Here is a 13,527-nt window from a genome sequence, read left to right as displayed (position 1 = left end):
CTGCCTTTCTCGTTGATCCCGGTGGGGCAGCACGCGCCGGCCAGGCGGGCGGACAAGACAGTGGCGGGGCTTCTGAACCAAGCTCCTATGAGGTCACAAACGCCCGTCCGGTCGCGTGCGTAGCGATCCCCCGAGCGGGCCGACAAATCCGCTTCTAGTGGGCATCTCCGTTAGTTCGTCGGGGGTCATGCTGCGCGGAGGGTGCCGTCGTTGTTGAGGCGGTCGAGGTGGCGGTTGAGGTCGTCGCGGGTGTACTTCCAGCCGAACGGTTCGGCGCTTCGGTTGTAGCGATCCTGGAACGCGAGGATGCGTGCGGCGAGATCGTCGAGGTCTGCGAAGTCGCCGGTGGCGATGGCTTTGCGCTGCAGGATCGAGAAGTAGATTTCGACCTGGTTGAGCCACGAGGCGTGCACCGGAAGGTGCACCAGGACCGCGTTGGGAAACGCATGACGCATCCGGTCTTTCGAGGCCTGACCTGCGTGGGATGAGCCGTTGTCGACGACCCAGAACACTCGCTTCGCGGATGCGTATGGCTCTTGGGTCATCACCTGCTCGACCAGTTCGGTGAACGGGGCGATCCCTGTCTTGGGTGCGGTCATCCCCATCACGCGGGCCTGGTGGACGTCGTAGGCGGCGAAGTAGGCCAACGTCCCACCGCGGCGGTACTCGAACTCCACGCGCCGCGGCTGACCGGGCCTGGCGGGAGTCTCGGCGTGACGGCGTTTGAGGGCTTGGAGCTGTGATTTTTCGTCCGCACTGATGACGTACTCATCGTCGCCGAGAGCAACGCCGTTCCAGCGCCGGTGGTACAGGTCCAGCACCCGGGCGGCCTTGACGGCGAAGTCGGGGTCGCGGGGAAAAATCCACGACCGGTGCTGCCACGGCTTGATCGCATCTGCGGCCAGCCAGCGCCCGATCGTCGCCGACGCCACGGGGCGCACCAGCCCTGTGGCCACGGCGTGGGCTCTCAACTCGGCGGCCGACCATCTGGTCAGTGGCAGACCGTGGTCAGCCGGGCGCGTACACGCCAACGCTTTGACCTGGGCGACCTCGACGGGGGTGAACACTCGCGGTCGTCCCGAGCGGGGCCGATCTTTGAGACCCTCCAGGCGCTCGGTGCAGAACCGATGCCGCCACTGGCGCACCGTGTCTTCGCACACCCCGACCTCGCGGGCGATCGCAGCGTTGGCATCACCGGCAGCGGCCGCCAGGACGATCCGGGCTCGCAGTACATCGCGGTGCGCACAACGAGCAGCGTGCGCGCGGCGGGTCAGCACGTCGCGTTCTTTGCCGGACAGGATGACGATAACGGCGCTGGTGGGAGGCATGTTCATTTCTGACGCACCCAGCGGCGCCCGCCAAGCCGCCACGCCGGAACAAGCCGAAAGTCGAGGGCGAGAAACGGCGGCGGCGATGATGGAGACCATGGCCAAGATCCCCGACTCGACACAGACCTCACTGCGACAGAAACTCCTGGCCCGCGCTGCCGAACGGTGGCCCCAGATCCAGGCCCTGCACACCCGCTACCGGGCCGGATTCGCCTACATCGATGCCACCTTGACCGACGGGGACGAAGTCAAGCTCTGCCGACTGCGCTACGCCGGATCAGCCAGCCAGTGGGGTTTTGCGATCTACCGCGCCAGCCACGACGACTACCAGCAAGCCGCCCTGCCAAACGGATGGCCCTCAGGCACTCCCGCAGAAGCCCTCGACACCGCCTGCGGCCTCTATCTCGGCGACCCCACCGCCTGGATCACCGACCCCCGACGAACTAACGGAGATGCCCACTAGTCAGCCACCGCGACGGTCAGCCCGTGAGTCAGACCCGCCCGAAGAACCACTACACACATCATCACTGTCAGCCCTCGATGGGCTTGCTCTGATCCCCGTCGAGCATCCAGCGCGGCGTGACGAACATGCCCGTGACCGACGCGCACAGGGTGTCACCGGCGTGCAGCGTGCCCGTGCACCACAGTTTGCGCCCGTCCACCCGGTCCTGGCGGGCCTCGAACCGCAGGGGCGTGTCCAGCGGGGTGGGGGCGACGTAGGTGACCTGCAGGTCCACCGTCATCCCGATGCGCTCCGCCGCGGCGTTGGCCAGGCCGAGCATCTCGTCGAACAGCATCGCCACCACGCCGCCGTGCACACATCCGGGCGGGCCCTGGAACTCCACGCCCAGCGTCAGGTCCGCGCGGACGGTGCCGTCCGGGAATACGGCGGCCTCCAGCGGCGGGGCGGCCGGGTTGCGCGAGCCGATCACCGGGTTGGAGGCGATGTGCTCGGGCACGCCCCATGAAGCGTACTCGGCCGGCGGGTGGGGGGTCGCGGCGTTCTCGATGCGGTCGGCCAGCTCGCGGGCCAGCTCGATCTCCGCGGACAGGTCCTCGAATTCCGCGCCGGAGACGAGGCCGCGGATGCGCCTCAGCTGGCGGGCGAGTTCGGTGGCACCGGAGGCGTGGTCGGGCTGGTCGAGGAAGGTCTGAGCGGAGACCGCTTCCCCGGATTCTGGCTGTTCGGTCACGCCGTGTGACGTTACTCCGCGGTCGGGCGCCGCCCGACGCGGCCTCGAGCGTGTCCGCCACCTCGCGGAGCCGGGCGGTCAGCGGGCCCAGGTCGGTGTCGAAGATCCCGCCGGTCGTCAGCGCGCGGATCCGGCGGACCTGCTCGACCAGGGCGAAGAGGCCCGCCTCGTCGTCGTCCATCCGATCGACAGCGCGACCACCGCCGCGCGCGGGGTCCAACGGACCCAGGTCGATCTCCGGCCGGTCCCGTCGTACGACGGCGACCTGCCCGCTCACGCCTGCACCGACCCGACGGCGTCCGCGGCGGCCGACGCGCCGTCGGTACCGGCCGCACCGGTAGCCCCCGCCGCGCCCCGGCCCGCGCGACGGCCGAAGAACGATCCGTCGCCCAGCGAGGTGCCGGAGATGTAGCCGTCACCGTGGAGACCGTGCGTGCAGCGGCCCGCGGCGAACAGGCCGGGGATGGGCTCGCCGGCGCGGCTCAGCACGCGGGAGTCGAGGTCGGTGTGCAGGCCACCGAGGGTGAATCCCTGCGCCTTGAGCGGGAGGCCGTTGAAGGTGTCCGGTCCGCCGGCCCCCGTGGGGTACGCACCGAACGGCGGCTCGAGCGGGCGCACCCACTGCGCGCTCTTCCCGAACTGCGGGTCCTCGCCCCGAGCGGCGCCCTCGTTGTAGCGGCGCAGCTGGTCGGCCAGCGCGTCGGCGGGCAGACCGCAGTCGGCCGCCAGCTCCTCGATGGTCTCGGCCGCGTGCATGGGCTGCATGCCCCACAGCTCGTTCTCCGGCACGTCCTCGATGCCCTTCTCGTCGATGATCACCCACACCGGCGGGCGGCGGTGGTGCACGGCGGCGTGGCAGTACAGGCCCGGGTACACCTCCTCGTTGATGAAGCGGTGGCCGTCACCGTCGACGAGCATCGAGCCCACGACCAGGCGCGGGATGATGAGCATCGCGGTCTCGGTCTGGTGCATGCGACGCACCGCGGCGCCGGCCTCCATGCCCATCTCGATCCCCGAGCCGTCGTCGCGGCCGTCGGAGACCTTGTCCTTGCCCAGCTGCTGGGGCGCCCACTGCTCGAGCATGCGGTCGTTGTCCACGAACCCGCCGGTCGCCAGCACGACACCGCCGGTCGCGCGGTACTCGCGCTCCTCACCGAACTGCGTTGCGCGCACGCCCACCACACGGCCGTCCTCGACGATCAGCGACCGCGCCTTGACGTCACAGTGCAGGTCGACGCCGGCCTTCTCGGCGGTGGCGACCAGCGAGTCCATGAGGAGGTTGCCCGCGAAGTTCGGGCCGGGCGGGCGGTGACCGCGGGCGGCGGGCTTCGCCAGCGAGGCGTAGGGCTCGGCGCGCTCCCCCATCCACATGAGCCCCGAATCGTCGCCCGGCATCCACGTGGGGGTGTCCCACAGCTTGTGATTGAACACCGCGCCGTGGTCGACCAACCAGTCGTGGTGCTCTACCGCGCCGGCGCAGTACTCGTCGATCTTGGCCTGATCGGCGTTGGGTCCGAGGGCGGCGGTGAGGAACGCGCGCATGTCCTCGACCGTGTCGGAGATGCCGAGCGCCCGCTGGGTGGCCGTTCCGCCGCCCAGGTAGACCTCCCCGCCGGACTGCGCGGACGAGCCACCGGGCCCGGAGGCGCCCTCGAGCGCGATGACCGTGGCGCCGGCCTCGGCGGCCTCGATCGACGCGCACGCTCCCGCGATGCCCATCCCCACGACCAGGACGCCGGCCGTGAAGACCGATGGACCGGTGTCCGATGTAGTGTCCGCCATACCGGAACTATAACGTGTTCACCCACTCAGGCGGCGCATTAATGTGGAGGCCATGACTTCCTCCTCCGAGGCCGTGAGCCTCGATTCCCTCGACGCCCGACTGGCCGCCCTCGAGGCGCGCCTCACCGACACGCACGACCGCCTCGCCGCCGCCGAGGACGAGCTGGCGATCCTCCGAATCCTCGCCGCCTACTCCCCGCGCGTGGACTCCGGCGACGCCGAGGGCGTGGCCGAGCTGTGGACCGAAGACGGCGTCTACGACGTCGACACCGGCCGCCTCGAGGGCCACGACGGTCTGGTGGAGATGGTGACCGGTGACGCGCACCAGGGCCTCATCGCGCACGGGTGCGGTCACGTCCCGAGCCTGCCGGTGGTCCTGCTCGACGGGGACCGCGCCGTGGCGACCGGCTACACCCAGCTCGTCGTCCGCTCCTCCAAGCCGGGTCGGTACACCGTCGTGCGGGTGACGGCCAGCCGGTGGGAGCTCGAACGGCGCGGGTCGGTGGACGCGCCCGACCGGGGGTGGCGCGTCGTGCTCCGCACCGCCCGCGCGATGACCGACGACGGCGAGGGCCGCGCCCTGCTGGGACGCTCCCGCGAGAGGTAGCGTGGCGGGCATGAACCGCCGACGCCGTGCGTCCGCCGATCCGACGCTCCGAGCGGGCCGCCTCGCGCTGCTCACGACGTCCGCGGTCCACCTGGGTTTCCAGTCGGTGGTCACCTCGGTGATGTACCCCGAGCTGTTCGACGGGCCCACCCACGGGATCGCCGAACGGCAGGCCGATCACGCCCGCCGCATCGCCCCCGTGGCGCTGACGCTGTACGCGGCGGGCCTGGGGGCGACCGCGTGGACGGCCTACGGGTCCATCCGCTCGCGCGAGCGGACCGGGTTGACCGCCACGCTCGTCGCCTGCGCGGCGGGCGTCGCGGCGCCGGCGATCACCGCCGGTGTCGTTCCGCTCCACGTGGGCATCGCCCGCGAACAGGTCAACCGACCCCGTATCGCCGCACTCCTGGCGTCGGACCGCATCCGCACCGGGCTGGCCGCGCTGGGTGTCGTGGCCGCCGCGCAGGCGTTGAGCAGAGGCTAGGGCCGCCGCGCCCGGGTCACGGCGACCAGCGCCCCGAGGGCGACCGCTCCCACGACGAGCGCCAGCACGTGGTAGGCCGGGATGAGCCCGATGCCCTCGGCGATGACCGCCGCCACCACCGCCGGGACACCGAGCGAGGTGTAGGCCACCACGAACAACGCGGAGAAGACCTGCCCGCGTACCGCCGGGGGCGCGCTCTGCGCCACCAGCGTGTTGCCCATGAGGAACAGCAGCCCCATGCCCAGCCCGGTGAGCGCGGCCGCGGCGATGAAGCCCGCCACCTCGCCGGCCTCCAGCGACAGGGATGCGACGACCAGCCCGGAGACCAGGGCCCCCACCCCGACGGCCACCCCGAGCCGCCACCGCTCCGGCCCGGATCGCAGGTTCCACACGAGCTGGGCGATCCCCGCCGCACCCTGCAGGCTGGCCACCACGAGCCCGGTGACCATGTAGTCCGACCGGCCCATGAGGTCGCGCGCGATCGCCCCGCCCAGCCCCAGGAAGACGCCGCCGACGGACCACGAGACGATCACGCACACCGCCGCGAGGGCGAACGTGGACCAGATCTCCGCCGGGACCGTGGGAGGCCGGACCCGCAGGGCGTCGCGCGCCGTCGAGGAGCCGCCCGCCGTCTCCGGGACGACGGTGGCCACGCCGACGAGGAGCGCGACGGTGGCCGCACCGATCACGAGGTAGGGGTGCACGAGGGGTGACGACGACGAGGTGGCCACGGCGCCCGCGAGGAGCACTCCCACCGCTATACCGAAGTTGGTGGTGGAACTGCTGGTGAGTGCGCCGACCCGTGAATCGCGGGTCGGATGGAGCTCGATCAGCGCGGCGGAGGCAGAGCCGGTGATCAGCCCCACCGCCAGTCCCTGGATGATGCGGCCCGCGATCAGCCACGCGACCGACGGGGCGGCCGCGAGCATTCCCATGCTCGCCGCCAGCAGCGCCAGCCCGGCCAGGATCACCGGTCGGCGACCGATGGCGTCGGAGAGCCGCCCGAGGAACAGCAGGGGCACGAGGACCGCGAGGGCGTACACGGCGTAGACGACCGTGATGGTGGTGTCGCCGACCTCCCACGACTGCTGGTAATCGACGTAGAGGGGGGAGGGTGTGGCGCTGGACGCCAGTGCCACGGTCACCACCAGGGCCATGAGGACGAACGGGACCCATGACGAGCGGGGGGTGGTCTGCACGGTCTCCCTATCCGCCGGGTCCGGCGTCGGTCGGGGTGGCGTCCTGTGCCGCGGCGGGCTGCGGCGCGGTCCGCGCGGCGGGCGCCGATGAGTGGAGCCTAGGGGATTCGAACCCCTGACATCTGCCTTGCAAAGGCAGCGCTCTACCAACTGAGCTAAGGCCCCGTCACCGCCAAGCATAAACGCCGGACCGCAGGGTGCGGATCCGGCGTCTGCCTTGCGGAGTGGGCCTAGGAGGACTTGAACCTCCGACCTCCAAATTATCAGTTTGGCGCTCTAACCACCTGAGCTATAGGCCCTCGTACCGATGGATGAATCTACCCGACGCACTCCCCCGGACCCAAATCGGCACCTCGGAGGCGGTCACGGACAGCGCGCCGGGCGGCCGCTGGGCCGTCCCCCGGTGCCGCGTCAGTTGCGGCGGTCACTGAGCGTCACCTGCACTCCGCCGCCGGTCAGGTCTGCCGCGAGGTTGTAGATGAACACCGCGAGCGTGGCCAGGATCGACAGCAGCAGGACGTTGAGCAGACCGACGCCGCCGCTGTAGAGGAAGATCGTCGACGGCCCGATCACGGACGCGGACTCGTCGCCGGCCACCCCGGAGAGCAACCCGCCGAGCCGGTCCCACACGCCCATGCCGGAGAGCAGCAGGTAGGTCACGCCGATCGCGACCATCCACACGAGGTAGAGGGCGAACATGAGCCCCAGGACGGTGGTGAACGCCGACCACGGGTCGATCCTGCGCAGTACGAGGACGGACTCGAGCGGCCCGCGGCGCTCGGTGGGCGATACCACCGGTGCGGCCCGACCGGCGGCCCCACCCGAGTGGGCCTTGGACAGTCCGCCGCTCACGCCCTCGGCCCGGTGCTGGGGCGCCGCCGGGAACGCGGTGGTGGCCGCCTCGCTCGCGCCGGGTCCGGACCCGCCGTACCCGGGCGCCGGGGCGGTCGCCCCGGCGCCGGGACCTTCGGTACCGGAACCCGCGGTCCCAGAACCCGCGGTCTCGGGACGCGCGGCGGCCGGATCGGTCGGGTCGGTCATCGCCTACTCCTCCGTGATGGACTCGGCCTCGGCCTTGTCCTCGTCGTCGGGCTCGTCCGCGTTGCGGGCGATGGCCAGGAGCGAGTCGCCCTCGGCGAGGTTCATCAGACGCACGCCCTTGGTCTGCCGGCCGGCCTTGCGGACCTGCTTGGCGAACGTGCGGATGACGCCGCCACTGGACGTGATCGCGTACAGCTCGTCCTGCAGCTCCACGATCGTCGCACCGACGAGCTTGCCGCGCTTGGGATCGAACATAAGCGTGAGTACGCCCTTGCCGCCGCGCCCCTGGGCCGTGTACTCGCTCAGCGCGGTGCGCTTGGAGTACCCGCGCTCGGTGGCCACCAGCAGGAAGTACTTCTCCTGGTCCGACGTGTCCGCACGGACCACGGACATGCTCAGCAGCGCGTCGCCGTCGTTGAACCGCATACCCATCACGCCGGACGTCGCGCGCCCCATCGGGCGGAGCGTGTCGTCGTTGGCGTGGAAGCGGATCGACTGGCCCTTCTCCGACACCAGCAGCAGGTCGTCGTCCGGTCCGGCCAGCGCGGCGCCGACCAGCTCGTCCCCGTCGCGCAGGTTGACGGCGATGAGGCCGCCGGAACGCGGGGAGTCGTAGTCCTCGAGCCGCGACTTCTTGACCAGTCCGTTGCGGGTGGCCAGGACGAGGTACGGCGCGTCCTGGTAGCTCTTGATCCGGATGACGCCGGCGATCCGCTCCTCCGGCTGGAACGCCAGGAGGTTGGCCACGTGCTGGCCGCGGGCCGTGCGGTTGGCCTCCGGGAGCTCGTAGGCCTTGATCCTGTAGACCCGGCCCTTCGTGGTGAAGAACAGCAGCCAGTCGTGCGTCGAGGAGACGAAGAAGTGGCGGACGATGTCGTCCTGCTTGAGCTCCGCTCCCCGGACGCCCTTGCCGCCGCGCTTCTGGGCGCGGTACAGGTCCGTCCGGGTGCGCTTGGCGTACCCGGTCTCCGTGATCGTGACGACGACGTCCTCGCGGGCGATGAGGTCCTCGTCGGTGACGTCTCCGTCCGCGGGGATGATGCGGGTCCGACGGTCGTCGCCGTACTTCTCGACGATCTCGCGCAGCTCGTCACCGACGATCGCGCGCTGACGCTCCGGCTTGGCCAGGATGTCCTTGTAGTCGGCGATCTCGAGCTCGATCGCGGCGAGCTGATCGATGATCTTCTGGCGCTCCAGGGCCGCCAGGCGGCGCAGCTGCATGTCGAGGATCGCCTGCGCCTGGTCGTCGTCGATCTCGAGGAGGTCCTTGAGGCCCTCTCGGGCGATCTCGACGGTCTCCGACCGACGGATCAGGGCGATGACCTCGTCGAGCGCATCGAGTGCCTTGACCAGACCACGAAGAATGTGGGCGCGCTTCTCGGCCTCGTCGAGCAGGTACTGGGTGCGCCGGACGATGACCTCGACCTGGTGCGCGACGTACAGACGCACGAGATGGTTCAGCGCCAGCGTCCGCGGGACACCGTCCACGATGGACAACATGTTGGCGCCGAACGACGTCTGCAGCTGCGAGTGCTTGTAGAGGTTGTTCAGCACCACCTTGGCCACGGCGTCACGCTTGAGCGTGACGACGATGCGCAGGCCGACGCGGTCCGAGGACTCGTCGTCGATCTTCGAGATGCCGGCGATCTTGCCGTCGCGCAGCTGCTCGGCGATCGACAGGATCATGTTGTCCGGGTTGACCTCGTAGGGCAGCTCCGTGATGACGATGACCGTCCGGTTGCCCTCCTCCTCGATGGAGGTCTTGCCCCGCATGCGGATCGAGCCTCGACCCGTGGAGTAGGCGTCCTTGATCCCCTGGTCGCCGACGATGTAGCCGTGCGTCGGGAAGTCCGGGCCCTTGATCCGCTCCATGCACGCCGCGAGGGTCTCCTCCTCGCTGGCATCCGGGTTGTCCAGGCACCAGTAGATCGCCTCGGCGACCTCGCGCAGGTTGTGCGGCGGCATCTTGGTGGCCATACCGACGGCGATACCGCTCGAGCCGTTGACCAGTAGGTTCGGGATACGCGAGGGCAGGACGACCGGCTCGGACGTCTTGCCGTCGTAGTTCGGCTGGAAATCGACGGTGTTCTTGTCGATGTCCCGGACCATCTCCATGGCCAGCGGGGTCATCTTGCACTCGGTGTAGCGCATGGCCGCGGCGCCGTCGTTGCCCCGCGAGCCGAAGTTCCCCTGCCCGTCGACCATCGGGTACCGCATGGCCCACGGCTGGGCGAGACGCACGAGGGTGTCGTAGATCGCCGAGTCACCGTGCGGGTGGTAGTTACCCATCGTGTCGGCGACCGGCTTGGCCGACTTCACGTAACTACGCTCGGGGCGGTAGCCGTTGTCCCACATCGCGTACAGGATGCGACGGTGCACGGGCTTGAGCCCGTCCCGCACATCCGGGAGTGCTCGCCCGACGATGACGCTCATCGAGTAGTCGATGTAGCTTCTCTGCATCTCGGCCTGGATGTCGACCGGCTCGATCCGGTCGTGGCCCCCGGCCTCGGGCGGCAACGTCGTGTCCGTCATGGGCTCCTCTTCTGTCGGCGCGGACCAGTGCGGCGCACGGATGCAGTGGGCAGCGGTCCGACCCGGACAGTCTATAGGTCCTGCGGAAACGGGACCGCCGGGCACGCGGGGGCCGTGTTACTCCAGGGTGTCGGGGGCTGAGGTCCCGGGCGACGACGACGAGAGCTGCTCCTCCAGGGAGGACGCGACCGCCTCGAATTCCGCCAACGCCGCGCTCAGGGCCTCCACGATCTCGCGGGCGAGGATCTCCGGCGAGGGCAGCGAGTCGAGGTCGTCGAGCGAGGAGTCCCGCAGCCACGTGATGTCCAGGTTCGCCTTGTCGCGGGCGACCAACTCGTCGTAGGTGAACGGCTTCCACCGCTCTGACTCGGTCCGCTCGTGGTGGCGGCCGGGAAGGTAGGCCTCGACGAACTCGTCAAGATCGGATCGACGCAGCGGATTCTGCTTGAGCGTGAAGTGCTTGTTGGTCCGCAGGTCGTACACCCAGAGCTTCTCGGTCCACGGGGTGCCCGGGCGGGCGACCTTTTTGTCAAAGAAGAGGACGTTGGCCTTGACGCCCTGTGCGTAGAAGATGCCGGTGGGCAGCCGGAGCATGGTGTGCAGGTCGAAGTCGTCCAGCAGCTTGCGGCGGATGGTCTCGCCGGCGCCGCCCTCGAAGAGCACGTTGTCCGGCAACACCACGGCGGCCCGACCGTTCGTGTCGAGGATCGTCATGATGTGTTGGACAAAGTTGAGCTGCTTGTTGCTGGTGGTGGCCACGAAGTCCTGGCGCTCGATCTCGCGGTCCTCCCTGGTCTGGCTGCCGTCGGCGGCGACCATCGTCACCGAGGACTCCCGGCCGAACGGCGGGTTGGTGAGGACGACGGACCACCGGTGACCCGGGTCGGCGACGAGCGCGTCCCGGACGTGCCCATTCCGTGGAGGAGCACGTTCATCGCGGCGAGCCGCGCGGTGCCGTCGACCAGCTCGAAGCCGGTGGCGAACTTCTCCTGGAGCTTGTGCCGCTGGGTAGGGGTCATAGACGAGGCGGTGCCAGCGGCGTGCTCATGTGCCACGAGGAGGAAGCCACCGGTGCCACACGCCGGGTCGACGACCGTGTCCTCGATGGTCGGCTGGATCACGTCGACGATCGCTTGGATCAGCGGGCGTGGGGTGAAGTACTGGCCAGCGCCCGACCCCTTGTCCTGCGCACCCTTGGCCAGCAACGACTCGTAGGCGTCGCCCTGGATGTCCGCGCCGGACTGCGACCAGTTCTCCTTGTCGATGAGGTCCACGACGATGCGGCGGAGCTTTGCCGGGTCCTGAATGCGGTTCTGCGCCTTGCGGAAGATGGTGCCGACGACTCCGCGCTCCTTGGCCAGGCCGGTGAGCATCCGCGTGTACTCGAACTCGAGCTCATCGCCTTGCGCGTCGACCAGCCTTTGCCACGAGTACTCCTCGGGGACGATCTGCTGTGGCTTGAGGGGCCGGGTCGCCCGCTCATGGGCCATCTTGAGGAACAGCAGGTAGGTGAGCTGCTCGGTGTATTCGATTACGCCCACGCCGTCGTCGCGTAGCACGTTGCAGTACGACCACAGCTTGTCGACGAGCCTGCGGGCGTCGGCCACGAAGCGTCCTCCAAGAGAGTCAGTCCGGGGTATCCCCGAAGATCGAGTCACCGGTAAGCAACGGAAAGCCATGAGCGATGCCAGTGGCCGCGATCCAGGCGTCGCCCATGTGGTCCTTTGCTTGAAGGGCGTGTCCGGCGAACCTGCATTCTGTCCTGAGTCGCGCGAAGGCCTCGATGACGTCGGCCGTCACCGGGATCGTCGGTGTCGTGGCGATCGCCTGCCGAAGGCCCAGCAGGCGAGTGGCACCCCATGAGGCCTTGTAGGCGCCGTATAGGAGCTCGGCCTCGGTCTGCGCGGCGATCACCACCTCTCTACCCAAGAGGAGTCCTCGCCACTTGAGGAGCTCAGGCGTCTGATTGTGCTTCCCGGCCGGGAGGATGACAGTACTCCACACATTGGTGTCGACCAGGACTGCTGGTTCACTCACGGATCGCTGCCATGAAGCTGTCGATCTCGTCGTCGGTGAGGTCCAGTGGTTGCGGTTCGGGTGCCGATCGGGCTTGTTCGCGGAGCGTCTCCATAGATGGCAGCTCGGCCAGTCCGAGTCGTTCCAGCACTCCGACGGCCAGCGTGATCTCCGGAGCCCGCATCCTGTTCTTGGTGGCGCCAACCGCCGGGGTGAGGAGTCCGGTCACGGTCACGTTCATTCCCAGGAAGGGAATGACGGTCTCCGGTTCCGGAACGTCGACGAGGTCCACAGTGTTGCCGACCGCGTCTCTGATCCTGAACGCCGACGAGTGCAGATCGCCCATTTCGAGGCGTCCCGTCAGCGACCGCATCACCTCCGGTGCCGGAATACGGCCGACCCAGCGATCGAGGTGGACCTCACTTCGGCGGACGGGGATCGTCGACGACTCGTCTCCGGTGGAGAACTCCGCTACCGGTGCTGCGGCAGTCACCGCTCTCGCGAGTTCCGCTGCGGCACCCAGGATTGACTCCGATGCGTTCTGTGGTCCGTCCTCCGACTCGAAGTCGGACACGAGTTCCCGGAAACGGGCGTCCACGGCCTCGGCGATGGGGTCGATTTCGAGCGCCGCCGGGTCACCAACGGTAAAGGCTAGTGTCGTCGAACCCGTACCCATTGCCACCCGCGACCGACTCAGGCTCTCCACCATTCCCGAAGGACGGCCCTGTCCCGGCTGCTCCAAGACTTCTCTGGTCAGGCGGCGGGTCAGTCTTTTCATCGCGGCGACGATCGCGACGAGGTCGTCGGTATCGATCTCGCCGTCGGGGGCGTCCATGTCGATCAGTCGAATGCCGTAGTGACGCATCAGAATCGACCCCCTTCGCGACTGTGGCCGATGGTGTCAGTGTTACGGGAAGTATAGATGACGACAGCGACAATCTTGAAGGAAAATCACTCTCACCTGCACGTATGCGTCATCGAATCGCTTACAAGCTCTCGAAGAAATCCTCGTCGAGCCGGTAGAGCGTGACGGTTTGCTCAGCCTGCACTCCGACTCCGTAGGCCACCAGCAGTTCGGCCAGACGTGGACCGTCGATGAGTTCGATCCGGGCGTTGATCCGCTCCGCCTCCGCGATCGCACCGGCGGAGAACGTCGAAGTGGTGATGAAGACGGCGGCCCTGCGTCCCTCGCGGGCCTCGCGCAGGGTGGTGGCCACGCCGCCGCGGTGGGCCGCGGCGAGTTCGACCTGCTCGCCGTGGGCCGGATGCACCTCAAGGACCCCGGGTACGTCTCGTCGCTGCGCAACCGACCCGGACGGTGATTTCCCGGTCGACGCATGTGTGA

Annotated in this window: 14 protein-coding genes and 2 tRNA genes; 3 read left to right on the top strand and 13 right to left on the bottom strand. The window is 69.0% G+C overall.

Annotation, left to right across the window (positions count from 1 at the left end):
• Positions 1-185: 185 nt before the first annotated feature.
• Positions 186-1,328, bottom strand: coding sequence for an IS630 family transposase (locus C3V38_RS06530; RefSeq protein WP_061917901.1), 1,143 nt, complete (start codon positions 1,326-1,328; stop codon positions 186-188).
• Here C3V38_RS06530 and C3V38_RS06525 point away from each other — a divergent pair.
• Positions 1,327-1,791 carry a hypothetical protein gene (locus C3V38_RS06525; protein WP_254425955.1) on the top strand — a complete coding sequence of 155 codons (465 nt, stop codon included), beginning with the start codon at positions 1,327-1,329 and terminating at the stop codon, positions 1,789-1,791. The two genes, C3V38_RS06530 and C3V38_RS06525, sit on opposite strands and share 2 nt — an antisense overlap.
• Before the next feature lie 67 nt (positions 1,792-1,858).
• On the opposite strand, the gene C3V38_RS06520 is transcribed toward C3V38_RS06525, so the two are convergent.
• Both C3V38_RS06520 and C3V38_RS06510 read right to left on the bottom strand, forming a co-directional pair.
• A complete protein-coding gene (locus C3V38_RS06520; protein ID WP_106385327.1) occupies positions 1,859-2,521 on the bottom strand; it encodes a PaaI family thioesterase in 663 nt (220 codons plus the stop codon).
• Positions 2,522-2,794: 273 nt separating this feature from the next.
• A complete protein-coding gene (locus C3V38_RS06510; protein WP_106385326.1) occupies positions 2,795-4,303 on the bottom strand; it encodes an FAD-dependent oxidoreductase in 1,509 nt (502 codons plus the stop codon).
• A gap of 52 nt (positions 4,304-4,355) precedes the next feature.
• Here C3V38_RS06510 and C3V38_RS06505 point away from each other — a divergent pair, with 52 nt between their 5' ends.
• Positions 4,356-4,910 carry a nuclear transport factor 2 family protein gene (locus C3V38_RS06505; RefSeq protein WP_070721389.1) on the top strand — a complete coding sequence of 185 codons (555 nt, stop codon included), beginning with the start codon at positions 4,356-4,358 and terminating at the stop codon, positions 4,908-4,910.
• Positions 4,911-4,920: 10 nt separating this feature from the next.
• On the top strand, positions 4,921-5,394 hold the full coding sequence (locus C3V38_RS06500) for a hypothetical protein (RefSeq protein WP_063935456.1): 474 nt from the start codon (positions 4,921-4,923) through the stop codon (positions 5,392-5,394).
• Here the strand turns inward: C3V38_RS06500 and C3V38_RS06495 are convergent.
• The 10 genes from C3V38_RS06495 to C3V38_RS17975 form a co-directional block, all read right to left on the bottom strand.
• The gene (locus tag C3V38_RS06495) at positions 5,391-6,593 is read right to left on the bottom strand and encodes an MFS transporter (RefSeq protein WP_106385325.1); all 1,203 of its coding nucleotides are present in this window, start codon (positions 6,591-6,593) and stop codon (positions 5,391-5,393) included. The genes C3V38_RS06500 and C3V38_RS06495 overlap by 4 nt on opposite strands.
• 92 nt (positions 6,594-6,685) lie before the next feature.
• Positions 6,686-6,758 (bottom strand) — tRNA-Ala (locus tag C3V38_RS06490).
• 60 nt (positions 6,759-6,818) lie between these two features.
• Positions 6,819-6,892, bottom strand: a tRNA-Ile gene (locus C3V38_RS06485).
• 112 nt (positions 6,893-7,004) lie between these two features.
• Entirely contained in the window at positions 7,005-7,634 is a 630-nt protein-coding gene (locus tag C3V38_RS06480) for a DUF3566 domain-containing protein (protein WP_106385324.1), read from the bottom strand.
• A 3-nt stretch (positions 7,635-7,637) separates the two neighbouring features.
• On the bottom strand, positions 7,638-10,166 hold the full coding sequence (gyrA, locus tag C3V38_RS06475; RefSeq protein ID WP_007631466.1) for a DNA gyrase subunit A: 2,529 nt from the start codon (positions 10,164-10,166) through the stop codon (positions 7,638-7,640).
• A gap of 117 nt (positions 10,167-10,283) precedes the next feature.
• On the bottom strand, positions 10,284-10,985 hold the full coding sequence (locus C3V38_RS17985; RefSeq protein ID WP_254426142.1) for a class I SAM-dependent DNA methyltransferase: 702 nt from the start codon (positions 10,983-10,985) through the stop codon (positions 10,284-10,286).
• Between the two features lie 2 nt (positions 10,986-10,987).
• Positions 10,988-11,773 carry an N-6 DNA methylase gene (locus tag C3V38_RS17980; protein ID WP_254426096.1) on the bottom strand — a complete coding sequence of 262 codons (786 nt, stop codon included), beginning with the start codon at positions 11,771-11,773 and terminating at the stop codon, positions 10,988-10,990.
• 19 nt (positions 11,774-11,792) lie between these two features.
• A complete protein-coding gene (locus C3V38_RS06465) occupies positions 11,793-12,203 on the bottom strand; it encodes a PIN domain-containing protein (protein ID WP_165001076.1) in 411 nt (136 codons plus the stop codon).
• Entirely contained in the window at positions 12,196-13,017 is an 822-nt protein-coding gene (locus tag C3V38_RS17570) for a hypothetical protein (RefSeq protein ID WP_165001075.1), read from the bottom strand. Before C3V38_RS17570 ends, C3V38_RS06465 begins: the two co-directional genes overlap by 8 nt.
• A 151-nt stretch (positions 13,018-13,168) precedes the next feature.
• A complete protein-coding gene (locus C3V38_RS17975) occupies positions 13,169-13,453 on the bottom strand; it encodes a restriction endonuclease (protein WP_371412142.1) in 285 nt (94 codons plus the stop codon).
• Between the last annotated feature and the right edge of the window lie 74 nt (positions 13,454-13,527).

The organism is Dietzia sp. oral taxon 368, from assembly GCF_002999155.1.
Taxonomy (GTDB): domain Bacteria; phylum Actinomycetota; class Actinomycetes; order Mycobacteriales; family Mycobacteriaceae; genus Dietzia; species Dietzia cinnamea.
Note: the sequence above shows the minus strand (reverse complement) of the source record. Positions and strands in the feature narration are given on the sequence as shown.